At 65.6% G+C, this 26,525-nt stretch carries 24 protein-coding genes and 1 tRNA gene; 13 read left to right on the top strand and 12 right to left on the bottom strand.

From position 1 onward, the window contains the following. Positions 1-43 precede the first annotated feature (43 nt). The 4 genes from WBN46_RS15200 to WBN46_RS15185 form a co-directional block, all read right to left on the bottom strand. The gene (locus WBN46_RS15200) at positions 44-781 is read right to left on the bottom strand and encodes a GYF domain-containing protein (RefSeq protein ID WP_337732291.1); all 738 of its coding nucleotides are present in this window, start codon (positions 779-781) and stop codon (positions 44-46) included. Positions 782-807: 26 nt separating this feature from the next. After that, on the bottom strand, positions 808-1,281 hold the full coding sequence (locus WBN46_RS15195) for a DUF494 family protein (protein WP_142123186.1): 474 nt from the start codon (positions 1,279-1,281) through the stop codon (positions 808-810). Next, positions 1,278-2,453 carry a DNA-processing protein DprA gene (gene dprA / locus WBN46_RS15190; protein WP_337732290.1) on the bottom strand — a complete coding sequence of 392 codons (1,176 nt, stop codon included), beginning with the start codon at positions 2,451-2,453 and terminating at the stop codon, positions 1,278-1,280. Before dprA ends, WBN46_RS15195 begins: the two co-directional genes overlap by 4 nt. A gap of 78 nt (positions 2,454-2,531) precedes the next feature. Continuing rightward, a complete protein-coding gene (locus WBN46_RS15185) occupies positions 2,532-3,656 on the bottom strand; it encodes a LysM peptidoglycan-binding domain-containing protein (protein WP_337732289.1) in 1,125 nt (374 codons plus the stop codon). A 132-nt stretch (positions 3,657-3,788) separates the two neighbouring features. Here WBN46_RS15185 and def point away from each other — a divergent pair, with 132 nt between their 5' ends. From def to WBN46_RS15165, 4 genes are all read left to right on the top strand, one after another. Beyond that, complete coding sequence (gene def / locus WBN46_RS15180) at positions 3,789-4,301, top strand: peptide deformylase (RefSeq protein WP_337732288.1); 513 nt, start codon at positions 3,789-3,791, stop codon at positions 4,299-4,301. A 75-nt stretch (positions 4,302-4,376) separates the two neighbouring features. Continuing rightward, complete coding sequence (fmt, locus tag WBN46_RS15175) at positions 4,377-5,297, top strand: methionyl-tRNA formyltransferase (RefSeq protein WP_337732286.1); 921 nt, start codon at positions 4,377-4,379, stop codon at positions 5,295-5,297. After that, positions 5,294-6,589 (top strand): 16S rRNA (cytosine(967)-C(5))-methyltransferase RsmB, encoded by a 1,296-nt coding sequence (gene rsmB, locus WBN46_RS15170; RefSeq protein ID WP_337732285.1) that lies wholly within the window; start codon positions 5,294-5,296, stop codon positions 6,587-6,589. Before fmt ends, rsmB begins: the two co-directional genes overlap by 4 nt. Positions 6,590-6,838: 249 nt before the next feature. Beyond that, positions 6,839-8,017, top strand: coding sequence for an O-antigen ligase family protein (locus tag WBN46_RS15165; RefSeq protein ID WP_337732284.1), 1,179 nt, complete (start codon positions 6,839-6,841; stop codon positions 8,015-8,017). A gap of 33 nt (positions 8,018-8,050) precedes the next feature. Here the strand turns inward: WBN46_RS15165 and WBN46_RS15160 are convergent, their stop codons facing one another. Genes WBN46_RS15160 through WBN46_RS15150 form a run of 3 tightly spaced genes read right to left on the bottom strand, consistent with a single transcriptional unit; the run spans position 8,051 to position 10,789 of the window. Further along, positions 8,051-8,941 (bottom strand): glycosyltransferase family 2 protein, encoded by an 891-nt coding sequence (locus WBN46_RS15160; protein ID WP_337732283.1) that lies wholly within the window; start codon positions 8,939-8,941, stop codon positions 8,051-8,053. Continuing rightward, positions 8,938-9,849 carry a glycosyltransferase gene (locus tag WBN46_RS15155; RefSeq protein ID WP_337732282.1) on the bottom strand — a complete coding sequence of 304 codons (912 nt, stop codon included), beginning with the start codon at positions 9,847-9,849 and terminating at the stop codon, positions 8,938-8,940. The genes WBN46_RS15160 and WBN46_RS15155 overlap by 4 nt, the downstream gene beginning before the upstream one ends. 1 nt (position 9,850) lies before the next feature. After that, positions 9,851-10,789 carry a UDP-glucuronic acid decarboxylase family protein gene (locus tag WBN46_RS15150; protein ID WP_337732281.1) on the bottom strand — a complete coding sequence of 313 codons (939 nt, stop codon included), beginning with the start codon at positions 10,787-10,789 and terminating at the stop codon, positions 9,851-9,853. A gap of 161 nt (positions 10,790-10,950) precedes the next feature. Between WBN46_RS15150 and WBN46_RS15145 the strand changes: the two genes are divergently transcribed. From WBN46_RS15145 to WBN46_RS15135, 3 genes are read left to right on the top strand one after another with little or no spacing between them, the layout of a single operon-like run. Beyond that, a complete protein-coding gene (locus WBN46_RS15145) occupies positions 10,951-11,769 on the top strand; it encodes a glycosyltransferase family 2 protein (protein ID WP_337732280.1) in 819 nt (272 codons plus the stop codon). Next, complete coding sequence (locus WBN46_RS15140) at positions 11,769-12,797, top strand: CDP-glycerol glycerophosphotransferase family protein (RefSeq protein WP_337732279.1); 1,029 nt, start codon at positions 11,769-11,771, stop codon at positions 12,795-12,797. Before WBN46_RS15145 ends, WBN46_RS15140 begins: the two co-directional genes overlap by 1 nt. Before the next feature lie 56 nt (positions 12,798-12,853). Further along, positions 12,854-13,669, top strand: coding sequence for a glycosyltransferase family 2 protein (locus WBN46_RS15135; RefSeq protein WP_337732278.1), 816 nt, complete (start codon positions 12,854-12,856; stop codon positions 13,667-13,669). Here the strand turns inward: WBN46_RS15135 and WBN46_RS15130 are convergent. Genes WBN46_RS15130 through WBN46_RS15110 form a run of 5 tightly spaced genes read right to left on the bottom strand, consistent with a single transcriptional unit; the run spans position 13,645 to position 19,135 of the window. Beyond that, positions 13,645-14,727 (bottom strand): glycosyltransferase family 9 protein, encoded by a 1,083-nt coding sequence (locus tag WBN46_RS15130; RefSeq protein ID WP_337732277.1) that lies wholly within the window; start codon positions 14,725-14,727, stop codon positions 13,645-13,647. The genes WBN46_RS15135 and WBN46_RS15130 overlap by 25 nt on opposite strands. 2 nt (positions 14,728-14,729) lie before the next feature. Next, a complete protein-coding gene (locus WBN46_RS15125; RefSeq protein ID WP_337732276.1) occupies positions 14,730-16,250 on the bottom strand; it encodes a PH domain-containing protein in 1,521 nt (506 codons plus the stop codon). 11 nt (positions 16,251-16,261) lie between these two features. Then, positions 16,262-16,756, bottom strand: coding sequence for a PH domain-containing protein (locus tag WBN46_RS15120; protein ID WP_337732275.1), 495 nt, complete (start codon positions 16,754-16,756; stop codon positions 16,262-16,264). Then, a complete protein-coding gene (locus WBN46_RS15115) occupies positions 16,756-18,213 on the bottom strand; it encodes a hypothetical protein (protein ID WP_337732274.1) in 1,458 nt (485 codons plus the stop codon). Before WBN46_RS15115 ends, WBN46_RS15120 begins: the two co-directional genes overlap by 1 nt. A gap of 22 nt (positions 18,214-18,235) precedes the next feature. After that, positions 18,236-19,135: a lauroyl acyltransferase gene (locus tag WBN46_RS15110; RefSeq protein ID WP_337732273.1), complete on the bottom strand. Its 900-nt coding sequence runs from the start codon at positions 19,133-19,135 to the stop codon at positions 18,236-18,238. A 95-nt stretch (positions 19,136-19,230) separates the two neighbouring features. Between WBN46_RS15110 and dtd the strand changes: the two genes are divergently transcribed. From dtd to WBN46_RS15080, 6 genes are all read left to right on the top strand, one after another. Further along, entirely contained in the window at positions 19,231-19,671 is a 441-nt protein-coding gene (dtd, locus tag WBN46_RS15105) for a D-aminoacyl-tRNA deacylase (protein ID WP_337732272.1), read from the top strand. A gap of 100 nt (positions 19,672-19,771) precedes the next feature. Further along, on the top strand, positions 19,772-21,628 hold the full coding sequence (gene rpoD, locus WBN46_RS15100) for an RNA polymerase sigma factor RpoD (RefSeq protein ID WP_337732271.1): 1,857 nt from the start codon (positions 19,772-19,774) through the stop codon (positions 21,626-21,628). Between the two features lie 165 nt (positions 21,629-21,793). Next, the gene (locus tag WBN46_RS15095) at positions 21,794-23,332 is read left to right on the top strand and encodes a glucan biosynthesis protein G (RefSeq protein ID WP_337732269.1); all 1,539 of its coding nucleotides are present in this window, start codon (positions 21,794-21,796) and stop codon (positions 23,330-23,332) included. Between the two features lie 2 nt (positions 23,333-23,334). Further along, positions 23,335-25,305, top strand: a complete 1,971-nt coding sequence (gene mdoH / locus WBN46_RS15090; protein ID WP_337732529.1) for a glucans biosynthesis glucosyltransferase MdoH — start codon at positions 23,335-23,337, stop codon at positions 25,303-25,305. Further along, positions 25,268-25,343: transfer RNA gene (locus WBN46_RS15085), tRNA-Ile, on the top strand. Before mdoH ends, WBN46_RS15085 begins: the two co-directional genes overlap by 38 nt. A 217-nt stretch (positions 25,344-25,560) precedes the next feature. Continuing rightward, entirely contained in the window at positions 25,561-26,520 is a 960-nt protein-coding gene (locus tag WBN46_RS15080) for a site-specific integrase (protein WP_337732268.1), read from the top strand. Positions 26,521-26,525 lie beyond the last annotated feature (5 nt).

Raw genomic sequence — 26,525 nt, 5'->3', positions numbered from 1 at the left:
TCCCCGATGAAATACGTGGCCTGCCGCGCCACGTCGACGTTGCTCAGCCGCGACACTCCATGGGCAGCCATTTGTCGTCGATTTCCGACGAGCACTGCCATTCGGTGTGGTCGCTCCCCATGTCCCACCACAGCTTCCTGCCGTCGATCTGCGCGTTGCCGGTATTGCCGAACTCCAGCTCGAAACCGCAGGTGCCGTCGTCGAAGTCGCCGACGACAGCGCGCGTGATGTAGGTACCCGCGTAGCTCTCGGGCGTGCCGATGCCGCCTTCGCCATTGGTGGGGCAGCGGCCTTCGCGATCATGGAAGGTCTTCACGTCGCTGCGCAGTTCGAAGTTGTCGATCACCGCCTGGGAAACCTTCGAGCGCAGGGTGTAATCGTTGTACGCAGGGATCGCGATGGCGGCCAGGATGCCGCCGATGCCGACGCAGGGCAGCACCAGGGCCGCCGCCACGATCAGTGCGATCCTGCCGCCCGACATCCCTTTCTTGGCGACGGGCTGCGCGGGTGCGCGCAACAGACGTTCCTGTGCGGGAGAAGCGGCAACATGCGCCGTCGGCGGCGGTGGAACGGGCGGTGGCGTCCCGCCGCCATCGGCCGGTGCCGCATCCAGTCCCAGCTCGGCGGAAAACTCCCGCAGCGGCAGCCACTCGGACAGGCCTTCGCGCCAGACAAGGCTGTCCAGCGCGACGCGGCCGTAACGGTAATGGGTGACCAGTTCTTCCGACGACACCGGCCCGTGCTGCTGACGGTTCCGGTCAGCGTAGTACCAACCCGACATGCTTCCCCCTGAAGCGTTTCAACGCCTCAGTGTACCGGCTCGGGTTCGTCCGCAAACATCTGGGTTTCCATCCACGCGTAGGCGGCTTCCGAGCCGGGCTGGTTGAACAGCACCATCAGCACGACCCACTTCAGGTCGTCCAGGTCCAGTTCGTCCTGGTCCAGTGCCATTGCACGGTCCAGCACCAGCTCGCGCTGGTCCGCGTCCAGTACGCCATGCTGCTCCAGGAACAGCAGGAAGCCCCGGCATTCGACGTCGAGCTTTTCCAGCTCGGGACCGTGGAAGACGCGGGTGGGGCCGCCCACGCGCGGCGTCGACGCGGCCGGCCGCTGGTCGGCCAGGGCGTCGAGCCAATCGAAGGCCTTGCTGATCTCGGCGGGGCTGAAACCGGCCTGGATCAGGCCGTTCTGGAGAGAGTCGCGATCGCGGACGGGGTCCGCATCTTCAGTGAAGTAATGTTCGAACAGGTACAGCAGTACATCCAGGATGCTCTCTTTCATTGCCCCTCGGCCTGCGTCATCGACGCTGTGGAGGTGAAGAAACCGGTCTTTCTCTGGTATCGGCCGTGTTCTGCCGTTACTAAGCCATCCAGTTCCATGACCAGCAGCATGGAGGACAGTTCCGCAGCCGTCAATCCGGTTCGTGAGACGAGCTGATCCATACCTGTTGGGTCGTGACCCAATCCTTCCCACAACTTCTGGTAGTCGGCATCCAGTCGCAAGGGTGTCTCGCCCGGCCCTGCGATTGCCGCCGATTCAGTCTCGCCCAAGCGGCCACGCAAGGCGTTGGCGAGGTCTGCGGCCAGTGGCGCCACCGCCTCGATGACCTCCTGCGCGCATTCCACCAGAGCGGCGCCGTCCCGGATCAGGCGGTGGCAGCCCCTCGCCAAGGGGTTGTGGATCGAGCCGGGGATGGCGAAGACCTCGCGCCCGGCTTCGCCGGCCTGGCGGGCAGTGATCAGCGCGCCCGACCGCTCGGCGGCTTCGACCACGAGCGTGCCCAGCGTCAGGCCCGCGAGGATCCGGTTGCGCGAAGGGAAATGGCTGCGCATCGCAGGGGTCCCGGGTGGGTGTTCACTGACCACGGCGCCGTGGGTGGCCAGGCGATGGCGCAACCGGTCATGCCCCGGGGGATAGGCGATGTCCGGGCCGGTGCCGACGACCGCAAGGGTGGTGCCGGGTCCCAGCGCCAGCGCGGCCTCATGCGCCGCTGCGTCGATGCCCCGCGCCATGCCGCTTGCCACCACGATCCCTGTCGAGGCGAGCGCCCGTGCGAAGGCGTGGGCATTGTCCCGTCCCCCGCTGGTCGGCGCGCGGCTGCCGACCACGGCGACGGCGGCCCGCCACAGCAGGGTTGGATCGCCTTCGACGAACAGCGCCAGCGGCGGGCTTCCGATCTGCCGCAGCGGGGCCGGGTAGTCCGCGTCGTGCCAGCCGATCAGGTGATGACCGGGGACTTGCAGCCACTCCAGTGTTCTCATGTGTGCTTCATCGGCAGGGCCGCGCAAACGGGTGATCTGTACGTCATCCATTCCTGCCGCTCGCCAGGCGCTTGCTCCTGCCCGGAGGGCCGCCGCCGGTGTGCCGTACTGGTCGAGCAGGCGTCGGCGGCACAACACCGGGCCACTGGCCAGGACCAGTCTGGCCAGTGCGATCGTGTCGTCGGTATGCATGCCGCGAGCGTAGGCCGGAAACGACGACGGCGCCCTCGGGCGCCGTCGCGGTCTTGCGTAGGAATTGCCTGACGCGGATCAGTAGGTCGCGTCGGGGTGCTTCAGCTCGTAGCCGACCCGGGTGGCCTCCACGCCTTCCATGACCAGCGCGTAGCTTACCTTGTCGAAGGTGCGGAACACCATCGCATGGCTGGCGTATTCGTCAGGCAGGCTGACGCGGCCAGCGCCCGACTTCGGCGACTCGCTGATTCGCGAGGACTCCGGATGGGCCATGCGGTTGGCGGTGTGGCTGCCATTGCGCCAGATCGAGAACACGGTGCCGTTGTCCACGCCGTCCAGGCGGCCGCCGGAGATGGCGATCACGTCGCGCGTACCGCCCGAGGTGAGGGCATCCGCCACCGCCAGCACGCGCAACTTGCCGGCCGGATCGCTGGCGGGCGGATGCGGGAAGAAGTGCAGGTCGTAGGGCTGCGCGTCCACCGGGATCAGGCGGTCACCGACGCGGACCTCATGTCCGCCGATGTCGGCGACCAGCGTGCTGACCTCGGTGCCCGGGACGACACCCCGGGTGAAGGTCGCCACGTTGACCTTGGCCAGTTCGTAGCCCAGGAAAGCGCCCTTGCCACTCTGTTCGACGATGTCCTTCCACTGGTCCACTTCGCCGCGGATGGTCTTGCCGCGGAAGTCCAGGTCCTGCGCGCGCGGGTTGTCGGTGAAGCGGGCCGTCGGCCGGACCACCGCGAAGCGCTGGCCCGGCTGCGCGCCATCCAGTCCGCGGACATAGATGTTGTGGCCGCCGGAGCCGCGCAGGCGGTCTTCATCCAGCCCGGCGACATGCGGCAGGCTTTCGAAGCTGTCGACGACGCGGCGATCCTTCAGGTATGCCTCGATGTCGGACAGCGGGATGGCGTTCAGCGGGGCTTCCTGGCGCGGGCCCGGTTGCACGGCCACGCGGTCCAGGTAGGCCAGGCTGATCACATCGCCCGGATAGATCAGGTGCGGGTTCTGGATCTGCGGATTGGCCTGCCAGATCTCCGGCCACAGCCACGGCTTCTTGAGGAAGCGCGCCGAAATATCCCACAGCGTGTCGCCACGCTTGACCACGTAGGTATCAGGGTGGCTCCCCGCCATCTCGGCAGCGGCCGCGTAAGTGCCGACGGTCAGCGCCGCAACGGCGAGAACCGTACGAAAATATTTAAACATGGCGGTATCTACCTGATTCCCCGACAGGTGGTCAGCACTATAGTCCAGAAAACCCGACGCAAAGCAAGCGCCCGCGTTAGAATTCGTGAGGGCTTGCCGGATTCCACTGGCGCCCCCATCCAGAGAAGCATCATGGCCCTGCTCCCCATCCTCGAATTCCCCGATCCCCGCCTGCGCACGAAGGCCGTGCCGGTGGATGCGGGGCATGTGACCTCGTTGGCGTTCCAGCGCCTGCTGGACGACATGTTCGAGACCATGTACGACGCTCCCGGCATTGGCCTGGCCGCCAGCCAGGTGGATGTGCACCAGCGTTTCATGGTGATCGACATCAGTGAAGAGAAGAACCAGCCGCAGGTCTTCATCAATCCCGAGCTGAGCGACAAGTCGGGCGAACAGATCTACCAGGAAGGCTGCCTCTCCGTCCCGGGCATCTTTGCCGACGTGACCCGTGCCGATGCGGTCACCGTGCGTTTCCTCGACCGCCAGGGGCAGCCGCAGGAACTGCGGGCCGATGGCCTGCTGGCGGTCTGCATCCAGCATGAGATGGACCACCTGGACGGCAAGCTGTTCGTCGATTACCTCTCGCCGCTGAAGCGCGAAATGGTGCGCAAGAAACTGGCCAAGCAGCGCAAGCACGTCGCCTGACGTGCGGGCGTGGCGGGATCGGGTGCCGGGCTGGTCCCGCCCGTTCCGATATCCCTTTCCTGAGGTCTCACCCGCATGAGAATCGTCTTCGCCGGCACGCCGGCGTTCGCCGTGCCCAGCCTGCGCGCCGCACATGCCCACCATGAAGTCGTCGCGGTCTACACCCAGCCCGATCGCCCGGCGGGGCGCGGGCGCGGGCTGACCCCTTCGCCCGTCAAGCTGGAAGCGATCCAGCGCGGCATCCCGGTGCTGCAGCCGCTCTCGCTGAGGAAGAAGTCCACCCAGGACGCACTGCGCGAGATGCAACCGGACGTCATGGTGGTAGTGGCTTATGGCTTGATCCTTCCGCAGGCGGTCCTGGACATTCCCCAGTACGGTTGCTGGAACGTACACGCCTCGCTGCTGCCGCGCTGGCGCGGTGCCGCGCCGATCCAGCGCGCCATCGAGGCGGGCGATACCGAGACGGGTGTCTGCCTGATGCAGATGGAAGCGGGCCTGGACACCGGGCCGGTGCTGCTGGCGCAGAGCATGCCGATTGGTCCGGAAGATACCGGCGGGCAACTCCACGACCGGCTTTCCGATCTGGGCGCCCAGGTGTTGCGCGATGCATTGGGTCTGCTGCGCGCCGGTGTCCGCCTGCCGCCGCATCCCCAGGCGGAAGAGGGCGTGGCGTACGCACACAAGCTGGACAAGGCCGAAGCGAAGCTCGACTGGTCGCAACCGGCCGGAGTGCTGGCCCGCAAGGTGCGTGCCTTCAATCCTTGGCCCGTGGCCGAAGCGCAGGTCGCCGGCGAGCGCTTGCGCATCCACGGCGCGGTCGTGGTGGACCAGTCCCACGACGCCACGCCGGGCACGTTGCTCGCGGCAGGCCGGCAGGGGTTGGACATCGCCTGCGGCGTTGGCGTCCTGCGCCTGCGTGTCGTCCAGCGGGAAGGGGGCAAGGCCATCACCGCAGCGGACTACCTCAACGCCCGGCGCGACCTGGTGACGGCATGAACACGCAGGCCGGCGTCGCGGTACGGGTCCTGGCCACCCGTGTCGTCGATGCCGTGATGCACCGTGGCCGTTCGCTGAAAGCAGAACTGGCCGCCTGTCTGCCCCGCATCGATGACGCACGGGATCGCGCGTTGCTGGAGGCGATCTGCTTCGCCGTGCTGCGTTCGCGTGCCCGCAGTGAGGCAGCGCTGGGGCAGTGGATGAGCAGGCCGCTGGGGCCGCGCGACAACGAGTTGCGTGCGCTCCTGCACGTGGGGTTCGCGCAGGTGGTCGTCCTGGGGCTTCCCCCGCACGCGGCGCTGTCGGCGACCGTGGAAGCCGTGCGCGCGCTGGGGAGGCCGCACCAGGACAAGGTCGTGAATGCGCTGCTGCGTCGTGCGCAGCGTGAAGGCCTGCCCGCTGTGCCTGCTGACGCGCTCTGGCCGGAGTGGCTGCGCCGGCAGATCAGGGCCGATTGGCCTGAGCATGCCGAGGCGATCTTCGAGGCCAGCCAGCAGGAAGCGCCGCTGTGGTTGAGAGTCAATCGGTCTCGTGGAAGTCGCGACGAGTACCGGCAACGACTGGCGGATGCGGGCATCGTGGCGGACCTCGCAGAAGGCATGGCGGATGCGCTGGTACTGCACGAACCGCTGGCCGCCACGGCGTTGCCCGGTTTCGCCCAGGGCGATGTCTCCGTACAGGATGGCGCCGCACAGCGCGTGGCCGACCTGGCAGCTGCATTGCCCAACGGAGTCCGCGTGCTGGACATGTGTGCCGCACCCGGGGGCAAGTCCGCACACCTGCTGGAACGTGATCCTTCATTGCGACTGGTTGCACTGGATGTGGACGCCCGCCGGTTGCAGCGCGTCCGGGAGACACTCGACCGGGTGGGTGTCAGCGCACACCTGCAGGCAGCCGATGCCACCGATACGGCGTCCTGGTGGGATGGCCAGCCGTTCGATGTCGTGTTGCTGGATGCGCCCTGCTCCGCCACGGGCATCGTGCGCCGGCAACCGGACGTGCTGCTGCATCGGCGAGCCGAGGACCTTGCGGCGCTGACGCGGCTGCAAGCCAACCTGATGGATGCGGCCTGGCATGTCCTGGCCCGCGGCGGGCAACTGATCTACACGACATGTTCGATTCTGCACGCAGAGAACGGACGACAGATAGAGGCGTTCCGCTCACGCCACCCGGAAGCGATGCTGGATGCACTGGATGACACATGGGGTCACGAAGACGCGGGCGGCCGGCAGTGTTTGCCCGGTGAGGAGGACCGCGACGGGTTCTTCTACGCGTCATGGCACAAAGCGTGAGCCGCGTTGCAGGACGCAACCTGACTAGACTGCATGGAGCGTGCCGCGTACCGGGAATGCCTCGATTGCCGCATACTTCCGCACGCAGAGAACCGTCGATTCACATCACTTTGACGTAACAAGTAAGCGGTTGGCTCAGACTCTGTTTCCCGGAGTACCGCCTGCCGCCTTCATGATCGTGCCGCCACAATCCGCAGGACCCGAGGTGTACAGGTGAGGAGCTATCGTCGACAGGATGTCGCGCGTGGGTTGGCGTGGCTGGCGGGATTCAGCGCGGCCGCGCTGCTGGTGGTGCCGAAGGGACTATCCGTATTCGCGGTACTGATGCTGGCGGCAACCTTGGCCGCGCTCCCCGACGTCTGGCGCAGCGGACGCACAATCCCACGTGCCTGGTATGCGTTGTTGGCGGCGGCATTGATCGTTGTCGCGATCACGGCCATATCCACCTGGTCGGCTGGCGCGGGTTGGACAGCGTTGGACAATCCTTCGCGCGCCCTGCTGCTGCCTTGGTGCGCCTGGGTGGCATGGACGACTGGCGTGCGGATGTCGAGCCTGTGGTATGGCGCGCTGGCGGGCCTGCTCATCGCGTTCGCCATCTCGATCGTGCAGGTGTGGCTGGGCGTCGAGCGGGCTGGCAGCGAGGCGAACCCGATCGTGTTCGCGAATGCCGTGCTGACGTTGCTGGTGGTCGCGGTGTTCTGTCGGCCGCCGGGCAGGGGTCTCCTGATGCCGCTGCTGTTGGTGGGGATGATCGTGCTGGCCAATGTGGCCGTCATTCTCAGCGGCAGCCGCGGCGCGCTGTTGGGTCTGGGATTGGTGGTGCTGATGTTGCTGGTGGGCGGTGCAACGCAGTACCGGTGGCGGCGGCTGGGTATCGCCGGCGGTGTGCTCGCGACCTTGTTCGTCGCGCTATGGACCGTGCCATGGCTGTCCACCCAGTTCAGGCTGGACCAACTGCATGCGGACGTGTCCGGCTATGCGCTAGGCCAGGTGGACAAGCCGATCAGCGCGCGCCTCGCGCTTCTCTCCGTGGCATGGGACGCTTTCCGCGACGCGCCGCTTACGGGCATCGGCATTGACGCTTTCGAGGCGCGTATCGACGCCAGCATCTATTGCCAGGGGGCAGAGCGGCATTTCTGCGGGCTGGAGCACGCTCACAACGATCTCGCCCAGTGGGGCGCGACGATGGGGGTCGCCGGGATCATCGCCTTGTTGACCCTGTACCTGGTCCCGCTGGTAATCGCGGTGCACCAGATCCGCACGGGACGCACGGGGGTGGCGGCAGGAGCCCCGTGGGCGGCCGGCATGCTGGTGGCCACCTACATGGTTTCGGGTCTGACGCAGTCCATGTTCGCCCACGCGCTCAGCACGAGTGCATATGTGGTGCTGGTGGGATTGCTGCTTGGCATCGGCATGCGGAACGAGTGAGCGCGCGCCCGCGCATCATTGCTGGCACATGCTTCATGCTGCGTTAGCGTGTTCTCCGCCTGCAGAACTCGCCAGGTCGGGCAGTAACGCCCGGTCAGCCGTCTCAAGGTGCCTGTCCAGGCCCAGTAGGCTGCGCGTGCGCCGTCCGTGTTTCGTTTCGAAGATCAGCGCATCATTGGCGCTCGTTTCCCCATCGTGGCGTTCAGGGTGATACAGATGGCTGGCCAGACCGGCGAAACGGAGTGACCGACGCCTTATGCCCAACCGTATGGCGCGAACCGCCAGATCAACATCTTCGCGTCCCCATCCCTCGTAGCGTTCGTCGAAGCCGTTGAGTGCGACCAGATCTTCACGCCACCACGCCTGGTTGCAGGTCTTGATGGCTTTCAGGGACGTACTGGGGCTCACGGCTGCGATGCAGCGCGACAACCATGGCAGGCGCAAGGCGTGACGCCGCCGGCGAATGCCCGGATCGAAGAACCGTAAGGTGTAGGCGTCGCTGGCAAGTAGCCTGTCACGACCGTCGGCATCGGTCAGCACGCGCATACCTTGCACGAAGGTGTTACGCCGCGCGGCAGCAAGGTGATCGGCGACGAATGCAGGATGCGGCACCATGTCGCCATCGAGCAGGATCACGTACTCGCCGGAAGCGGCCGCGATGGCGCGGTTGCGGCACAACGCAGCCCGGAAGCCCTGGTCGGGTTGCCAGCAATGATGCAGAGGTATCGGATAGTCGCGTGCAATGCGCTCGACGCAGTCACGCGTGGCGGGGCCAGACCCGTCATCGGCCACAATCACTTCACCAGGCAGTGTCTGCTGAGCTGCGAGCGCGCGCAATGTCTTCGCCAGCGCCTCGGGCCAATTGAATGTCGTGACGACGACGCTGACCGAATGCGGCTTGCGCGAAGCGGGCTTGGTATTCATCGCTTCCCCATTCTGCGGCCAAGCATGATCCCAAGCGCCCGCTCCCATCGTTTCCACCATGGGGCCGTTCCACGCAGCGCGAGCGAAGCATACCGTTTGCGCTCCGTCCGCGAGGGCGCGACCTTCGTGCGGTACTCGTACTTGCCAAGATCCGCTGCGGACCGGTCGAGGCCGACGATGGCCGCGTAGTGGTTGATGATGCCGAGGTTGCGGATGCGGTTGCGGTAAATTGACACCGGGTCGCGGCGTGTGGCCCACCAGCCATTCTTTCCGTGCGACCGATAGCGTACCTCGCCGGTTGGCAGGAAGTACTTGCGTGCGCCCAGGATGCTGGCGCCGTGGACTACGCAGGCATCGGCGCACAGTCGCCACAATGCGTCGAAGGAAGCGGGAAGGTCGAGCGTCCGCACGGCCCAGTTACGGCGGAGCGACAGTGCGGACGTGGGGGCGCCGTACCAGGGCTGGAATACGAGGGTGCTGATGGCCGTGAAGCCGAGATCGACGGGTTTCTCATCGAAGCGGATGTGCTCGCTGTCGTCACCGAAGACCTGCAGGTCACTGAAGACAAAGTCAACATCCGCGCGCTGGTCGTATAGCCCGGCGAGTGCTTCCAGGTAACCGGGTTCCCACAGGTCATCCGCATCCAGGAAGCAGACCACGTCGGCATCGGCTGACATTACGCCTCTTCGGAACGCCGACAATTGCCCGCCATTCTCGCCGAACAGGAGTGTCACCCTGGGGTCGGCACCGTAACGTTGCCGGAGCAGTTCGGGCGAGCCATCACTGGATCCGTCGTCCACCACGATGACCTGTCGTGGCGCATGGCGTTGGGCCAATGCACTGTCCACCGCAGCCTCGACGAACGCGCGGTAGTTGTAGTTCGTGACGACGACGGCGAACGTGGTCATGCTAGGCCTGCAGCAGGCGGCGGAAGTAGGAGATGGTTTCTTTCAGTCCATCCTCCAGCTCGATACGGGGCTGCCACCCCAGCTTCTCGCGCGCCAGCGCGATATCCGGCTGGCGCTGCTTCGGGTCGTCGGAAGGCAGAGGCTGGAAGACCAGCCGGGAACGGCCGCCGACCAGAGCGAGTACTTTTTCCGCCAGCTCCAGCATGCTGAACTCGCCGGGGTTGCCTATATTGACCGGGCCGGTGAAGCCGCGCTCTGTCTCCATCATGCGACCCATGGCATCGATGAGGTCATCCACGTAGCAGAAGCTGCGTGTCTGGCTGCCATCGCCGTAGATGGTGATGTCGTCGCCGCGCAACGCCTGCACGATGAAATTGGACACGACGCGGCCGTCGTTGGGATGCATCCGAGGTCCGTAGGTATTGAAGATTCGCACGACCTTGATGTCGAGCTGGTGCTGGCGGAAGTAATCGAAGAACAGTGTTTCGGCGCAACGCTTGCCCTCGTCATAGCAACTGCGGATGCCGATCGGGTTGACGCGCCCCCAGTAGCCTTCCTGCTGCGGATGCACCTCCGGGTCCCCGTACACCTCGCTGGTGGACGCTTGCAGGATGCGCGCATCGAGCCGCTTGGCCAGCCCCAGCATGTTGATGGCACCATGCACGCTGGTCTTCGTGGTCTGCACCGGATCGTGCTGGTAATGCACGGGCGAGGCAGGGCAGGCAAGGTTGAAGATGCGGTCCACTTCCACGTAGAGGGGGAAGGTCACATCGTGCCGCATCAATTCGAAACGGGGATGATTGAGTAGGTGGGCAATGTTCTGTTTGCTGCCGGTGAAAAAGTTGTCGACACACAGTACGTCATGGCCTTGCTCGACCAGTCGCTCGCACAGGTGCGACCCGAGGAAGCCGGCTCCGCCGGTGACCAGGATGCGCTGCATGGGAAAGGGGGATAGTGGGGACGCAGTATTTTCCCGGGACTGTGGGCTGAGGGCGGGTCCGCGTGTAAGCGCAAGACAGCCGCCAGTCAGGAAGTCATGCCAGTGAAGGATCGGCAGGCCTCCTGCAGCCGGAATCTGCGTGGGAGTCTAGAATGACCGCCATGCACCCCCCCCTTCCCATCTCCCTCGTCGTCATTACCCACAACGAGGCGCTGAACATCGGGCGCTGCCTGGATAGTGTGCCGTTCGTCACGGAAAAGCTGGTGGTCGACAGCGGGAGTACCGACGATACCGTCGCGGTCGCGGAGGCGCATGGCGCGCGCGTGGTTCACCAGGACTGGCTGGGGTTCGGGCCGCAACGCAACTTCGCCAGCACCCAGGCGCGCCACGACTGGTTGCTGGTGCTGGATGCGGACGAGTTCCTGTCGGAGGAACTTGCCGCGCAACTCGAACGCGAATTGCCCTCCTTGCTGGCCTCTGCGAAGGCTGGTGCCTGGCTTCGCCGTCGTACCTGGCTGATGGGCGCACCGATGCGGTGGTACCGGCCGATGGTGGGCGAGCGTTCTGCGCGGATCTATCACCGCGACCGGGCGCGATGGACGGATGCCCGCGTGCATGAGTCGTTGCGTTTCGATGGCGAGACGGTAGAGTTCCGCGCGCCATTCAATCACGCCGACAACCCCAGCTTGGTGCACAAGCAGCTGAAGGTACTCCGTTACAGCGAACTCAAGGCTCTGGACTGGCGCGACAAGCGGCGGCCGGTACGGATGTGGCTGACCCCGCTGGTCTATCTGTCGAGCTTTATCAAGGACTACCTGCTGCGACTGGCTTTCCTGGACGGCTGGCGCGGTTTCATCATCGCCCAGACTGCCGCGAACTACGCTGTCTACAAACGCATGCGCTACTACGAGATGCAACACAACCCGGCCTCCATCGAGGCCGCGCACCGCAAGCTCGCACGACACCAACTGGAACACTGATGGCCAAGCATTATCTCCTTTACGGCTCGGAGCGCTACGCGCTCGCCATCCTGCGGCCGTTGCAGGATGCCATCCGTGCTCGCGGCGACGAGGCCGCCTGGTTCTTCGATGGCCCAGGGGCGGAGGACCTGCGGCCGGACGAGAGGCTGCTGACTACCACGGAGGAAGTCCGCCGCTGGAACGCCATCGCCGTGATCACCGGCAGCAACGCGGTGCCGCACTTCTTCCCAGGCGTGAAGGTGGAAACCTTTCACGGCTTCGATGCGGGGAAGCCCCGGCATATCTACATCCGCGGGTTCTTCGACCTCTACTGCACCACGGGGCCGAACGACACGCGCGCATTCACGGACATCGCCGAGCGCGTCGGCCACTTCAAGGTGGTCGAGACGGGCTGGCCGAAGATCGACCCCTTCATGAAGGATATCGCCGGCGCCCTGCCGCCGGTTCGCGAACCGCCGGTCATCCTGTACCACTCCACGTTCTCCCCGTCGTGGAGTGCCGCGGAGACGCTGTACGAAGAAGTGAAGCGACTGTCGCGCACCGGGGAGTGGCGCTGGATCGTCACCTTCCATCCGAAGATGAATCCGGACACCGTGGCGAAATTCCGCGCGCTGCAGAACGAACACCTGCGCTTCGCCGACGACGACAACATCCTGGACCTGTTCCCGCAGGTCGACATGATGTGTTCGGACACATCGTCGGCGCTGAACGAGTTCCTGCTCACGCACAAGCCGGTGGTGACGTTCAAGAACCGCAGGCCGGGCCCGCAACTGATCGACATCGACGATGCGGCCCAGTTCGAGCCGGCCATCCGACGCGCGCTGTCCCGGCCGCCGGCGCTTATGCAGGCCATCGTCGACTACGCCGACAGCATCCACCCATACCGCGACGGCCGATCCAGCGAACGTGTGCTGGAGGCCATCGACGCGTTCATCGCGGCAGGGGCACGCAACCCGCGGCCCAAGCCGATGAACCTGTGGCGGAAGCTCAAGATCCGCAAGCGCATCGGTTATTGGGGGCCGGCCTGAGGACCGCGACCGGTTGTCATCTGGCCCGGCGAGAATCGGGCGGGTGAAGGGGTGCCATGAAGATCACTGTCATTGCCAGTACGTACAACGCGGAGGAGTGGCTGGAGAAGGTGCTGCACGGCTACCGGTTCCAGACATGGCGCGACTTTGAGCTGATCGTCGCCGACGATGGTTCGCGCGCGAGCACCCGCGAGATGGTGGAACGGCTGGCGGCCGATTATCCGGTGCCGTTGCGGCATGTCTGGCACGAGGACGCGGGTTACCGGCGACAGGAAATCCTGAATCGCGCGATCCTGGAGTCGTCGCACGACTACATCCTTTTCACCGACGGCGACTGCATTCCGCGCCGCGATTTCGTGGGCGTCCACGCCGCACTGGCGGAGCCGGGGCGCTTCCTGTCCGGGGGCTACTGCAAGCTGAGCATGAAGGCGAGCAAGGCGATCACGCTGGAGGACATCCGCGACGGCCGGTGCTTCCAGCTCGACTGGCTGCGCGCACTGGACCGCGTGGGATTCTCGCCTGCGCTCAAGCTGGGCGCGGGAACGCGGACCGGCCCCCTGCTGGATGCCATCACCACCACGCGCGCGACGTTCAACAACTGCAACTCTTCCGCATGGAAGCAGGATCTGCTGGCGATCAACGGTTACGACGAACGGATGAAGTACGGCGGCCCCGATCGCGAGCTTGGCGAGCGTCTGGAGAACCATGGGGTGCGCGGCAAGCAGATCCGCCATCGTGCAGTCTGCGTGCATCTGGACCACGCGCGGAGCTACAAGACGTCGGAGTCCATACAGCGCAACCTTGCCATCCGCGCACAGACCCGCGCGCAGCGCATCACCCGGACGCCCTACGGCATCGAGAAGGTGGGTTGATCGCGCATGGGTAGCGTGCGCCATGCGTGGATCACGTCGGCGACCTGAAGGTCACTGACGCGGCTCGCCTCGCCGCGTTCGCCGCCCAGCACATGGATCGCTCCGGGACCGATGGGTCGCCATTTCGCGGGCGACGCGGAACCGAACATCACGACGAGCGGGCAGCCGAGCGCGGCAGCGGCATGGGCGGGGCCGGTGTCGACGGACACGATGCTGTGCGCCTGTTCCAGCAATGCGAGCAGGCGCGGCACCGGAAGTTTCCCTGCGGCGTTGACCATCCTGGGCGTGTGCCCAGCGGCCGCGTGGATGTCGTCCAGCACGCCGCGTTCGACCGGCGATCCGCAAAGCACGATCCGGGCATCGGGCCGGTCGTTCCAGATCGCGTCCGCCAGTCTGGCCCATGCACTGGGCGGCCAATGCTTGGAATGGCTCAGTGCGCCCAGACGGCCTCGCTTGTGGGTGCGCTTGTTGCCAGGCTGGAACAGGATGCACGGCGCGGTTCCGAATCCGTAGGCGGCCTTCCAGCGCAGCACGTCCTCGCGATCCGCCGGGCGCACGACCAGCCGCGGCAGGCGGAAGGCAGCGGCATCGACCTCGGCAGCATGCGGGTAGGGGTGCGCCGGATCGTTCGCACCCAACAGCAGCCAGCGGTCAGGCCAGAGTCTCGGGACGCCGTCGCGCTCATCGTCCTCGAGTGCGCGCCGCACCTGGTCCTCGTCGGGTATGCCCGCACGTTGCAGCAGGCGCAATGTGGGCGAATGTGTTTCGCACACGTACACGGGGCCGCGCCCGCGTGCGCGCAGCCGACTGACTGCCGCCCATTGGCTGGGGCAGAGCAGGTAAGGCGTATTGCGGCTGCGGATCGTCCACACGGAACCCACCTCCGGCAATGGCTCAAGCAGGGCGTGCGTCCAGGGTCCGGCGCCCAGTACATCGACGGGACGGCCGTAGCGTGCGTGCAGGAGGCGGATGAGGGTGGTGAGCATCACCACATCGCCGAAGGCGCCACAGCGCACCACGAGCGGAGCGGCGGCGTCCGATTGCGGAATTGACTCCATGTTCACCATGTCAGGCGGCGAGCCGCCAATGTGCCACGCAGGCGATCATAAACAATGGCCACGTCTTCGAAACGTACGAAGCGCAGGCACAGCGGTGCGGCGATCCCGCTCGCGCCCGCCGTATCCAGCCAGAGCGTGGCGGTGCCGCAGGCGTGGTCGAGGGGCGAGCGCGACAGGCGCAACGCCTGCAGTTTGTCGATCTCGGCAAAGCGCCAGTAGCGTGACCACCAGCCACTGCGCACCGCCACGACGTGATTGTCCAGGGCCCAGCCCATGCGCTGCGCCTGCCGGTGTGCGGCGTACGCGGCGAAGGCGAACCATGCGAGCCCCAGCCAGGCCCAATGGCCGACGTGCCACGCTGCGAGCGCGGTGACCGGTACCAGCAGGGCCAGCGACGGCAGCAACAAGCGCCAGCGTGCGGAGTCTTCGACGGGCTGCCAGTCCTCGCGCGGCCATTCCACATGCGGCAGCAGGTGCCGCACGAGTGCATCGCACGCGTCTGGCGACGCGACGGGGGCCACGTCCTTCAGTGCGCGCGTGTCCTGTTGGCCTGCCTTCTCGGCGACGGCGGTATCGATGCGCAGCGAGCGGCGGTGGAACACCCGGTGCAGCACGCCCTCATGGATGGTCCATGCCTGGATGCGCCGGCGCGCAACGCTGGTGCGCAGGCGCGCAAGCAGGCCGCGTTCCACCATCAGGCGGCGTGCATCTTCTGTCAGCCGGAAGCCGTGGAACTGCAGCAGTGCCAGCACGACGGACAAGGCCCGGACCAGGCCCAGCGCGAGGATGACGAGCGCGACGACGCTGGCCGCGCCCGCGAGCCAGCCCAGATGCAGTTGCTCGGCATAGCCGTAAGCCTGTTTCGCACCCTGGCGGAAGAACTGCTCGATCATCTTCTCCGGCAGGATCTGCCACGCGGCACCGAAGCCCGCGGCGACCACGATCATGCCGCGGTTGGAGATCAGGCCAAGCCTGATGACTTCCCGTGTCGAGAGTGACAGAAGTGTGGTGTCGGCCGGGTGTGCTGCGCCCGTCGTACCCGGCGCCTCGTGGGCGGCCGTGCCATGCGCCTGATGCCGCACCAGGTTTTCCAGGGCCAGCGCGTCGTGCAGGCCAAGGACCCGCATTTGGGCTTCCGGCTTCTGTCCTCCCGCAGACTCGAGCCGCACCTCTGCGACGCCGAACATGCGGTGCAGCAGCGACTGGTGGACCACCACGTTGTGGATGCGCGAGAACGGGATCTCCCGTCGCGAGCGGTGCAACAGGCCTTCGCGCACCGTCAGGCCATCGCGCCCGATCGTGTAGCGATAGGTGAAGTACTGCAGGATTGCCAGCACCACCAGCACGGCGATGCCGATGATGGGTGCGAGCGACGCCCAGACGTCGCCATCGCCACTGCTCTTGCGGGCACCGAACACCACCAGCGCGACCAGCGGAAAGATGAGCTGCTTGAGTTGTTGCAGCAGCACGAACAGCCATGACCAGGGGTGCAGGCGGCGTTCGTCGGGAGCATCGGTTTGCACGGCGCCATCCATCACAGCGCGTCGTCGTGGTCGACCTGCGTGGCAAGGCGTTCGCGCAGGCGCTCCGCGTCCTCTGCATCCAGCCCCGACACGGAAACCGCCGCCATCCGCGTGCCTGCGGTATGCACCACCAGGGTCGACAGGCGTGCGCTGCGTTCGAGCGGTCCCCGCTTGAGATCCAGGTGCTGCACGCGCGAAATGGGCACGTGGGTCTCGCTCTGCCACCAGTTACCGCGACGCAACGCGAAACCCTGGTCGTCCAGGCGCCAGCGGGTGCGCCGATGGCGCTTGACCGCGACCCACGCGCCGATCAAGGCGCCGGCCAGCGCCGCTGCCGGAACGGCAAGCCAGGGCGACACGACGTCAGTGGCCCGGGAGATGAAGAAAGCAGGGATCGCCAGCGGGAACATCAGGGCAGCACCGCCCAGCGCGGCCAGCCAGGCGCCGCGGGGCGGCAGCGATTGCCAGTCTGGCGCACCCGCAGCGGATTCAGGCTCCATATGCATCACATCCGTCCTGCCCTGATCTCATCTATCGCACGATAGTCCAGCACATAGTCGTTGCCATTGCGGTACCGGCTCAAGCGCGCCGTCATCCGTTTCCTGGTGCCCGCGCGCTTGTCTTCCGTCAGCTCGGTGTCGGCGGCCAGCTTCTCGAGCGCCAGCAGCTGGAACGGGACGGCCTGCTCGAAGTCCCGGTTGGCGGCCAGCGCGCTGGCCACCGTATCCAGTTCATGCCAATTCAGTTCGTCCTTGCGCCGGATCATGAACTGGGCCAGTTCCAGCGCTTTGGCCGGATCGCGCTGGCCGGCGACAGGACAGGTCGCCCAGATCCATACGCGTTCGTTGCGTGCCTGCTTCGCCCCAGCTTCTTCGGCGCGGGTGGCCCAATCGGCCGCCTGCTTGCAATCGCGCGGCAGCCCGGCCACGCCCTCGAAGTAGTAGTTGGCCATGCCGAGCAGGGCCATCGGTTCGCGCCCGTGCGCAGCAGCGCGTTGCAGGTGCGGCAGTGCACGGGCCAGCGACTCCTCGGAGAATTTGCCACGCTGCGGAATCGCGTTCGATGCGACCCACGCCGCCTGCGCGTGGCCGCCTTCGCTTGCCTTCTCCAGCCAGGCCAGGCCCTCGGCTTCGTCTTTCGGCGCCAGTTGCGGCATCGCGCCGCTGTAGAGCAGGGAGCCGACTCCGAACTGGGCAAGGAGGTCGCCGTCCGCGGCCTTCTGCCGCATCGCCTGCACGCGCAGCCGATAGCTGTGCATGTAGTCGGGCCAATCCTCGTTGAGGCGGGTCCGGATGGCCGCGTCGTCCAACGGCGCGCGGTCCAGCGTCGCCAAGGCTGGCGCTTCGGACTCGAGCATCGCCGAGATCGACATCTCCATGGCCTGGACGTCGCCGATGCCGGCCTGCCGGAAGGACTGGTCCATCAGCGTCGACGCATCCATCACCATCGATTCGTAGCGGTACCGCCAGCGGCCGTCTTCGCGGGCCAAGATGGGGCCGAACTGGAACTGGGTCTCGGTCGGCGATCCGATCTCGCCCACGGCCTCGTCCCCTACTACGGTGACGTTGCTCAGTGCCAGGATCGGCGCGTCTTCGGACGCCGGTTCGACGCCGATCCAGCCGCGGGTGAAGCACAGTGCAGCCACCGCGCGCCCGTCCATCGCCTGCAGCACTTCATCCGCCTGGGTGGCCCGCAGCAGGTACACCAGAACCCGATCCAGGCTGGGCAAGCGGCGGAGCTGTCCGGGGGACGCATACAAGGCCAGGTCGCGCAGGAACGCGAAGTGGTCTTCGCTGGACGTGGCCAGCAGGTCTGCCGCCTCGGCATTGTCCTGGCTGCTGAGCGCCGCGTAGCGATCCCATGCGCGGCTCACGTCGTTCATCGTGGCCATGTCCTCGGCCGCCCACGCCGGCAGCACCAGCGCGCCAGCCACTATCCCGGCCAGCCATCTCCGCATCCGCATCGTCTTCCCCCGTGTATTCCCCTCAGTGGTAGGGATTGCCCTCGCCACTGCCTTCCGGCCGCAGGGTATAGCGTTTGTAGGTCCACTGGTACTGAGCCGGATCGCGACGCGCGATCCGCTCGACGGCCTGGTTGAGTGCTGTCACGGCCGTCACGGCGTCCGTATCGGCGATCGCTGCGGGTGCGCGCTCCACGTGCAGCGCGAAGTCCGGCCCCGGACCGATGCGTTCACACCAGGCGAACAGCACCGTCGCCCCCGTGCGCTCGGCCAAGCGCGACACCAGCGTCATGGTCAGCGCAGGCTTGCCGAAGAACGGCGCGAATTCGCCGTCGCCCATCTTGGGTTGCTGGTCGGGCAGGATACCCACCGCACCCCCATCCTTCAGTACCTTCCACAGCTGGCGCACGGCGGGGCCCTCCGCACGCACCTGGCGGATGTTGTCCGCTCCACGTACCCGCAGCAGGAAGGCGTCACCCGCCGGCGACTCAGGCGGGCGGTAGACGATGGCGATCGGGCCGCGCGAGGCCAGCCACTGGTTGAGCAGCTCCCAGTTGCCGAAGTGGGGCGCAGCGACGATCACGCCATTGCCACTGGCCAGCGCTTCGTCGTACAGCGCTTCGCCGTGACGCTCGCGCAGGCAGGCCAGGTTCTCGCCTGCCGGCCGCGTCCAGAAGCGCAGCGTTTCCAATGCCTGCCGCGCGGTCGTGCGCAGGATGGCGGCGTGCAATTCGTCCCGCTGTCCCGGCAGCAGGTCCGGATAGGCGATCTCCAGATTGCGGCGGGCCACCCGGCTTTCGCGCACGTCGAACCGCCGCCACGCCCAGGCCATCGCATCTCCCAGTGCGCGCAGCCAAGGCCAGGGGAGGCGCCCGATGAAGGCGGCGGCGTGGTAGCCGAAGGCGGCGAGGGTGTCCGGTTTCATCCGCCGAGTGTAGCCAACCGGCGTGCCGCCCTTGCCAGTGCGGGACGGCGCCCCCGGTATCCTGTTCTTCCCTTCATGCCATCCGGACCCATCCCATGCTTTCCCTGATCCAGCGTGTGACCCGGGCGAGCGTCGCGGTCGACGACACCGTCGTGGGGGCCATCGACGCCGGTCTGCTGGCCTTGGTGGGGGTGGAACCAGGAGATGGCGAGGCGCAGATCGCCCGCATGGCCGACCGTCTGCTGGGTTACCGGGTCTTCGCCGACGAGGCAGGGCGCATGAACCACTCCCTGGCGAATACGAAGGGCGGACTGCTGCTGGTCAGCCAGTTCACGTTGGCCGCCGATACCCGTTCGGGCATGCGGCCCAGCTTCACCACCGCGGCCCCGCCCGCCGAGGCTGAACAGGGCTTCAACCGGCTGGTCGACATCTGCCGAGAAAAGCACGCCGGCAGGGTGGAAACCGGGCGTTTCGGCGCCCATATGGTGATCAGCCTCGTCAATGACGGGCCCGTGACCTTCCTGCTCCGCCCGTGACGTTCTCCCCTTGCCGGGAGACAGGCTTCAGGAACCCAAGCCGGTCCGGGCTGGTATAATACGGGGTTCTCCCTTTCCTCTTCCCGGTGGCGCAACCTCGATGGCCAACGAACGTCCTGCGCAGCAGTCCGACATCAAGCTCTTGATCAGCAAGGGCCTGGAGCAGGGCTATCTGACTTACGCCGAAGTCAACGATCACCTTCCCGACGACCTGGTCGATCCGGAACAGATCGAAGACATCATCGGCATGATCAACGGCATGGGCATCGATGTCCATGAAGTCGCTCCCGATGCCGAAACCCTCCTGCTTGCCGATGGCAACACCGGCAACCGCGAAGTCGACGAAACCGCGGCCGAAGAAGCCGCCGCGGCGCTCACTTCGCTGGATACCGAAGGTGGTCGCACCACCGACCCGGTGCGCATGTACATGCGCGAGATGGGCACCGTCGAGCTGCTGACGCGCGAAGGCGAAATCGCCATCGCCAAGCGCATCGAGGAAGGCCTGGGCCAGGTGCAGGCGTCGCTCGGCAACTTCCCGTGGTCGATCGAGCTGTTGCTGGAAGACTACGAGCTGCACAAGGCGGGCAAGAAGCGCCTGGCCGAGGTCATCGTCGGTTTCAACGATGTCGAGGAGCCGGCGCCGGAAGTGCCGGTGGCCGAGGAAACCGTCGAAGCCGCCGACGATGCCGCCGACGATGAAGAAGAAGCCGCCGACGATGTGGCCGAGGAAGCGGGCCCGACCGGCCCGGATCCGGAAGAAGTCGCGCGTCGCATGCAGGTGCTGGCCGACGGCTACGCCAAGTTCAAGAAGTCCTATGCGAAGAACGGCCCCGAGAACAAGGCCGTGGTCAAGCTGCGCACCGAACTGGGCGAGACCTTCGTCACCCTGAAGCTGCCGCTTCCGCTGACCGACACGCTGGTACGCAAGCTGCGTGAGGTCGTGGCTCAGGTCAAGGACCATGAGCGCCGCGTGCTGCACCTGTGCGCCAATGTCGCCAAGATGCCGCGCAAGGAGTTCCTGCGCGCGTGGGAAGGCAACCAGACCAACCTGGGCTGGGTGGACGAGGTGTTGAAGCGCAAGCAGAAGTGGTCGTCGGGCCTGCGTGACGTCAGGGAACAGATCGTCGCCGAGCAGGAAGCCACCATCGCCGTCGAACAGGCGATGTACCTGACGCTGGCCGACATCAAGGAAATCAGCCGCGCGATGGCCTATGGCGAAGCCAAGGCACGCAAGGCGAAGAAGGAAATGGTCGAGGCCAACCTGCGCCTGGTCATCTCCATCGCCAAGAAGTACACCAACCGCGGCCTGCAGTTCCTCGACCTGATCCAGGAAGGCAACATCGGCCTGATGAAGGCGGTGGACAAGTTCGAATACCGTCGCGGTTACAAGTTCTCGACCTATGCCACCTGGTGGATCCGCCAGGCCATCACCCGCTCGATCGCCGACCAGGCGCGCACCATCCGCATCCCGGTGCACATGATCGAGACGATCAACAAGCTCAACCGCATCTCGCGCCAGATGCTCCAGCAGTACGGCCGCGAGGCCACGCCGGAAGAACTGGCGAAAGAAATGGACATGCCGGAGGACAAGATCCGCAAGGTGATGAAGATCGCGAAGGAACCGATCTCCATGGAGACGCCGATCGGCGACGATGAGGATTCCCACCTGGGCGACTTCATCGAGGACACCAACGTGGAGTCCCCGATCGAGAACACCACCAACATCAACCTGTCGGAAACGGTCCGCGACGTGCTCGCCGGCCTGACCCCGCGGGAAGCCAAGGTGCTGCGCATGCGTTTCGGCATCGACATGAACACCGATCACACGCTGGAAGAGGTCGGCAAGCAGTTCGACGTGACCCGCGAGCGCATCCGCCAGATAGAAGCCAAGGCACTGCGCAAGCTGCGTCATCCGTCGCGTTCGGAACAGCTGCGCAGCTTCCTCGACATCGATTGACGCAGCGGAACCTCTGCGTTTGCACCAATGAAACGCGGCCCTGGTGGGCCGCGTTTCTTTTTGGTGCATGGCGTACCCGCGCATTGTGCGCAGTGCGTGGTCTTGTCATTCCGCTCACATCACGCGATCTAGAATGAACGAGACACCCGTTGTCATGGGAAAGGCGTGGAGCGCAGACAGGTATTGAAGGGCGCCATCGCGTTGGCGGCATGGGGCGCGATGCCTCGTGTATGGGCACAGGCGAGCGTCACGGCAGGCGCCACGCCAGGCCACTTCTCACTGGAAACGGTTCCAAGGCTTGCACGGACGCTGGCGCGCCAGCCCTATCGCGCACCCGATGAAACCCTGCCGGTGTCACTGGATGTCGGCTATGACGGCTACCGCGACATACGCTTCGATCCCGCGCAGGCGATCTGGCGCAAGGAGGCGCTGCCGTTTCGGGTGCAGATGTTCCATCGGGGCTTCCTGTTCAAGCAGCGCGTCGAGCTGTGGCGCGTGCACGAGGGGCTTGCCGAACCGATCACCTACTCCCCCGACCTGTTCGACTTTCCGGAAGGGGTGACGCCGCCGCGGGACCCCGCGCTCGGGTTTGCCGGCTTCCGCGTGCATGCGCCGCTCAACCAGCCGGACGTGTTCGACGAACTGATCGCATTCCTGGGCGCCAGCTATTTCCGCGCGCTGGGCAAGGGGCACGCATATGGTCTCTCCGCACGGGGACTGGCGTTGGGCAGTGGCGACGCGGGCGCGGAGGAGTTCCCGCTGTTCCGTGCCTTCTGGATCGAACAGCCTTCGGCAGGCGCGAAGCATTTGGTTGTGCATGCGTTGCTCGACAGTCCCAGCGTGACGGGCGCATTCCGTTTCGTGATCCGCCCGGGTGGCGAAACCGCCATCGACGTGCAGTCGCGCCTCTATCCCCGCGTGGACCTGGCGCATGCCGGCATCGCGCCGTTGACCAGCATGTTCGAGTTCGATGCCGGTGATCGCGTGGGGACCGACGACTACCGTCCGGCCGTGCACGATTCGGATGGGCTGGCCATCTTCAACGGGCACGGCGAACAGATCTGGCGTCCGCTGAGCAACCCGCCGCGGGTCCAGCACAGTGCGTTCGCCGATGCCGATCCCCGCGGCTTCGGCCTGATGCAGCGCAAGCGTGGCTTTGGTGACTATGCCGATATCGAGGCGCGTTACCACCAGCGACCCAGTCTCTGGATCGAACCCAGGGGAAATTGGGGAAGAGGTGCCGTCACGCTGGTGGAGATTCCCACCGGCGACGAATACCACGACAACATCGTGGCGTTCTGGCGGCCCGCCGCGCCGCTGCGTGCGGGGCGCGAATACCGCTTCGACTACCGCATGCACTGGTGCGACTGGCATCAGTGGGACGCTGACCTGGCCGTCGTCACCGACACGCGCATTGGCGCGGCGCCTGATCCTGCGCGTCGACTGGTGGTGATCGATCTGGATGGCGGCCGCCTGGCCTCGCTGCCGCGTGATGCGAAGCTGACACCGGATGTGTGGGCGGCGAAGGGCGACATCGTCGGTGCGGTGGTCTATCCGAATCCGGAGACGCGGGGCTGGCGGTTGAGCTTTGAATTCCGTCCCCAGACAGGGAACACGGATGGACGTGACGTGGAACTGCATGCGCGCGTGCTGGAGGGGCACGTGCCGTTATCCGAAACCTGGCTGTACCGGTGGAGCACCTGACCATGAACACACATCGCGTGGATGATCCGCTTCGGCAGGAGTGGCTGCCCCCCGAGTCGCCGCTTGCCATGCCGGTACAGGACCTGCGGACAGGCCGTCTGTCGTCAAGAGCGCTGCCCACATCGCCCCCCGCCATCAGGCGGCGGCGTGCGCTGGTAGTGGGTACTGCGATCGCGCTGACCCTGTTCGCGACCTACCAGATCTGGTGGGTATTGCGCGGGGACGGCATCAATGTGCTGGAGGGCGTGCTGCTTGCGTTGTTTGTTGCGCTGTTCGCCTGGATCGCGCTGTCGTTCTCCAGCGCACTGGCTGGCTTCGTGCTGCTGTTGCGTCGACGCCCGCATCCACTCGGCATCGATGACGCGGCGGCGCTTCCCGAGCTATCGACGCGCACGGCCCTGCTGCTGCCGACCTACAACGAAGACCCGCATCGCGTGCTGGCCGGCCTGCATGCGATGCATGAGTCGCTGCAAGGTACGGGACAAGGGGATCGCTTCGACTTCTTCATCCTCAGCGACACCACGCGCCCGGAAGTTGGGCATCAGGAAGTGGCGGCCGTCCGGGCTCTGCGGCGCAGGCTGGGTGCCGATGCACGTGTGTTCTACCGCCGTCGCCGCGAAAACGCGGAACGCAAGGCGGGCAACATCGCGGAGTGGGTGCGACGTTTCGGCGGCGCGTATCCGCAGATGCTGATCCTGGATGCCGACAGCCTGATGACCGGCGACACCCTGGTCCGTCTGGCGGGTGCGATGGAACGCAACGCCAGCGTTGCACTGATCCAGACGCTGCCGATGATCGTCAATGGGCGCACGTTCTTCGCGCGCATGCAGCAGTTCGCCGGCCGTGTGTATGGCCCGGTGGTCGCGCATGGCATCGCCTGGTGGCATGGCGCGGAAGGCAACTACTGGGGGCACAACGCCATCATCCGGACCGCGGCGTTCGCCAGGCACGCCGGCCTGCCCCATCTTCGCGGCGGCAAACCGTTCGAGGGGGCCGTGCTCAGCCATGATTTCGTGGAGGCTGCGCTGCTTCGTCGCGGTGGCTGGGCCATCCACATGGCGCCGGGGTTGGGCGGCAGTTACGAGGAAGGACCGCCTTCACTCACGGACATGCTGGTACGCGACCGCCGCTGGTGCCAGGGCAATCTGCAGCACGGCGCAGTGCTGCCGGCGCGCGGTCTGCACCGCATGCATCGGCTGCATCTGCTGGTCGGCATCGGTCACTACTTCACTGCGCCGATGTGGGCCATGCTGATGCTGGTCGGCCTGGCCATCCCCTTGCAGCAGGCCGGCTTCAACCTGAGCCAACCGCATCTGGAAGGCTTCACGCCTGCGCTCTACTGGCGCGGTGGCGATCCCGCCCGCTTCCTTTGGGTTTTCTACTTCACGATGACGGTACTGCTGGCGCCCAAGGTGATGGGTTGCATGGCCACACTGGTGCAGCCGGCGTTGCGTCGGCAGTGCGGCGGTGGGCTGCGCATCATCGGCAGCGCATTGCTGGAAACCGTGATGGCGGCATTGATGGCGCCCGTCACCATGTACGTGCAGTCGCGTGGCGTGGCGGAAGTGCTGGCCGGACAGGATTCCGGCTGGGAGACGCAGCGCCGCGACGACGGCAGCGTGCCCCTCGCCAGCCTCGTGCGCCGCTACGCGGGATTGACGTTGTTCGGCGCGAGCAGCGGCGTGGTCGCCTACCTGGTGTCGCCCGCGCTCGCGGCGTGGATGGCGCCGGTCGTGCTGGGCATGGCCCTGTCCATCCCCATCAACGTCCTGACGGCATCGACCATGGTCGGCCAGCGCCTGCGTGCTGCCGGATGGCTGCGCATTCCCGAGGAGTCCACGCCTCCGGTGATCCTCAGTCGCGCCCTGGCGTTGCGCGCCGCACCCGACGACGCGCCATCGGCACCCGTGGCCTCCGGTACAATCCTCGCGCTGGGGGCCTATAGCTCAATGGTTAGAGCAGAGGACTCATAATCCTTTGGTTCCAGGTTCGAGTCCTGGTGGGCCCACCAGATAAATCAATCACTTGTGTGCGGCCCTCCCTTTCTACATGGTCTGCTGGTACATTTTCGGTACAGTTCTTGGCCGGTGTATTGAGTGGCGACCATAGTTAAAACCTCTTCGGGTAGCTGGAAAGCGCTAGTTAGGAAGGTAGGGTGGCCGACTGCTGCCAAGACTTTCCGCCTGCGGCGAGATGCTGAAGATTGGGCTCGCAGGACCGAAGATGAAATGGTCCGCGGACTTTTTATTGATCGCGCTGCTTCAGGAAGGCTGACATTCGGAGCGGCGCTTGATCGCTATCTGTCAGAGGTAACGCCCTTAAAAAGGCCAACGTCGCAGCGAGCTGAAAAGCTGAAGGCGGTACCTCTCCGGCAATTCTTTGGTTCGTATTCGCTTGCAGCGATAACACCAGAGTTGGTCGCTCGTTACCGCGACCTTCGCCTGACGACGGTGGCTGCAAGAAAGGACCGAGAGGGCAACTCAAAGGTTCTGAGCTCGAATACGGTACGGCTAGAACTTGCCCTACTAGGCCATCTTTTCACAACCGCAATTCGTGAATGGCAGATAGGATTGCCTGCAAACCCCGTTGCGAACGTACGAAAGCCAACTCCTGGCCAAGGGCGCAATCGCCGTCTTCGGTTAGACGAAGAGAATAGATTGCGTGAAGCCGTCTCAAGTCACTCCAATCCAATGATTGAGTGGATCTTCGAGATAGCGCTGGAGACCGGCATGAGATCGAGCGAGATCACCGGCCTTAAGCTTTGGCAGGTGGACGTTCAACGCCGACTTGCACGTCTAGACCTTACCAAGAATCACAGCGCTCGAACCGTGCCACTTACGAAGCGTGCAGCCGAAGTGTTCCGCGCGGCCATTGCCAACCCAACCCGCCCGCTCAACTGTGAATTGGTCTTTTTTGGTGAGCCCGGTCGCGACGGTACACGGAGGCCATATACCTTCACTAAGACATGGAATGACCTCAAGAATTCCATTGGGCTGGGGGATTTTCGTTTCCATGACCTCCGGCACGAGGCAGTCAGCCGCTTCGTCGAGGCCGGCTTGAGTGATCAAGAAGTCGCGACGATAAGTGGGCACAGGTCGATGCAGATGCTCAAGCGCTACACTCACCTTAGGGCAGAAGATCTCGTGCTTAAGCTTGACCAATTGTCTGAAGGCAAGAAGTTAAAGTAAGTGCG

It is taken from the genome of Pseudoxanthomonas sp. CCNWLW251 (genome assembly GCF_037402255.1).
In the GTDB taxonomy this organism is placed as follows: Bacteria; Pseudomonadota; Gammaproteobacteria; order Xanthomonadales; family Xanthomonadaceae; genus Pseudoxanthomonas_A.
Note: the sequence above shows the minus strand (reverse complement) of the source record. Positions and strands in the feature narration are given on the sequence as shown.

What these genes read in the sequence shown, in the direction of transcription:
- WBN46_RS15200 (WP_337732291.1), bottom strand. Translation starts at nt 781, where the DNA reads ATGTCGGGTTGGTACTACGCTGACCGGAACCGTCAGCAGCACGGGCCG.
- WBN46_RS15195 (WP_142123186.1), bottom strand. Translation starts at nt 1,281, where the DNA reads ATGAAAGAGAGCATCCTGGATGTACTGCTGTACCTGTTCGAACATTAC.
- dprA (WP_337732290.1), bottom strand. Translation starts at nt 2,453, where the DNA reads ATGCATACCGACGACACGATCGCACTGGCCAGACTGGTCCTGGCCAGT.
- WBN46_RS15185 (WP_337732289.1), bottom strand. Translation starts at nt 3,656, where the DNA reads ATGTTTAAATATTTTCGTACGGTTCTCGCCGTTGCGGCGCTGACCGTC.
- def (WP_337732288.1), top strand. Translation starts at nt 3,789, where the DNA reads ATGGCCCTGCTCCCCATCCTCGAATTCCCCGATCCCCGCCTGCGCACG.
- fmt (WP_337732286.1), top strand. Translation starts at nt 4,377, where the DNA reads ATGAGAATCGTCTTCGCCGGCACGCCGGCGTTCGCCGTGCCCAGCCTG.
- rsmB (WP_337732285.1), top strand. Translation starts at nt 5,294, where the DNA reads ATGAACACGCAGGCCGGCGTCGCGGTACGGGTCCTGGCCACCCGTGTC.
- WBN46_RS15160 (WP_337732283.1), bottom strand. Translation starts at nt 8,941, where the DNA reads ATGAATACCAAGCCCGCTTCGCGCAAGCCGCATTCGGTCAGCGTCGTC.
- WBN46_RS15155 (WP_337732282.1), bottom strand. Translation starts at nt 9,849, where the DNA reads ATGACCACGTTCGCCGTCGTCGTCACGAACTACAACTACCGCGCGTTC.
- WBN46_RS15150 (WP_337732281.1), bottom strand. Translation starts at nt 10,789, where the DNA reads ATGCAGCGCATCCTGGTCACCGGCGGAGCCGGCTTCCTCGGGTCGCAC.
- WBN46_RS15145 (WP_337732280.1), top strand. Translation starts at nt 10,951, where the DNA reads ATGCACCCCCCCCTTCCCATCTCCCTCGTCGTCATTACCCACAACGAG.
- WBN46_RS15140 (WP_337732279.1), top strand. Translation starts at nt 11,769, where the DNA reads ATGGCCAAGCATTATCTCCTTTACGGCTCGGAGCGCTACGCGCTCGCC.
- WBN46_RS15135 (WP_337732278.1), top strand. Translation starts at nt 12,854, where the DNA reads ATGAAGATCACTGTCATTGCCAGTACGTACAACGCGGAGGAGTGGCTG.
- WBN46_RS15130 (WP_337732277.1), bottom strand. Translation starts at nt 14,727, where the DNA reads ATGGAGTCAATTCCGCAATCGGACGCCGCCGCTCCGCTCGTGGTGCGC.
- WBN46_RS15120 (WP_337732275.1), bottom strand. Translation starts at nt 16,756, where the DNA reads ATGCATATGGAGCCTGAATCCGCTGCGGGTGCGCCAGACTGGCAATCG.
- WBN46_RS15115 (WP_337732274.1), bottom strand. Translation starts at nt 18,213, where the DNA reads ATGCGGATGCGGAGATGGCTGGCCGGGATAGTGGCTGGCGCGCTGGTG.
- WBN46_RS15110 (WP_337732273.1), bottom strand. Translation starts at nt 19,135, where the DNA reads ATGAAACCGGACACCCTCGCCGCCTTCGGCTACCACGCCGCCGCCTTC.
- dtd (WP_337732272.1), top strand. Translation starts at nt 19,231, where the DNA reads ATGCTTTCCCTGATCCAGCGTGTGACCCGGGCGAGCGTCGCGGTCGAC.
- rpoD (WP_337732271.1), top strand. Translation starts at nt 19,772, where the DNA reads ATGGCCAACGAACGTCCTGCGCAGCAGTCCGACATCAAGCTCTTGATC.
- mdoH (WP_337732529.1), top strand. Translation starts at nt 23,335, where the DNA reads ATGAACACACATCGCGTGGATGATCCGCTTCGGCAGGAGTGGCTGCCC.
- WBN46_RS15080 (WP_337732268.1), top strand. Translation starts at nt 25,561, where the DNA reads ATGGTCCGCGGACTTTTTATTGATCGCGCTGCTTCAGGAAGGCTGACA.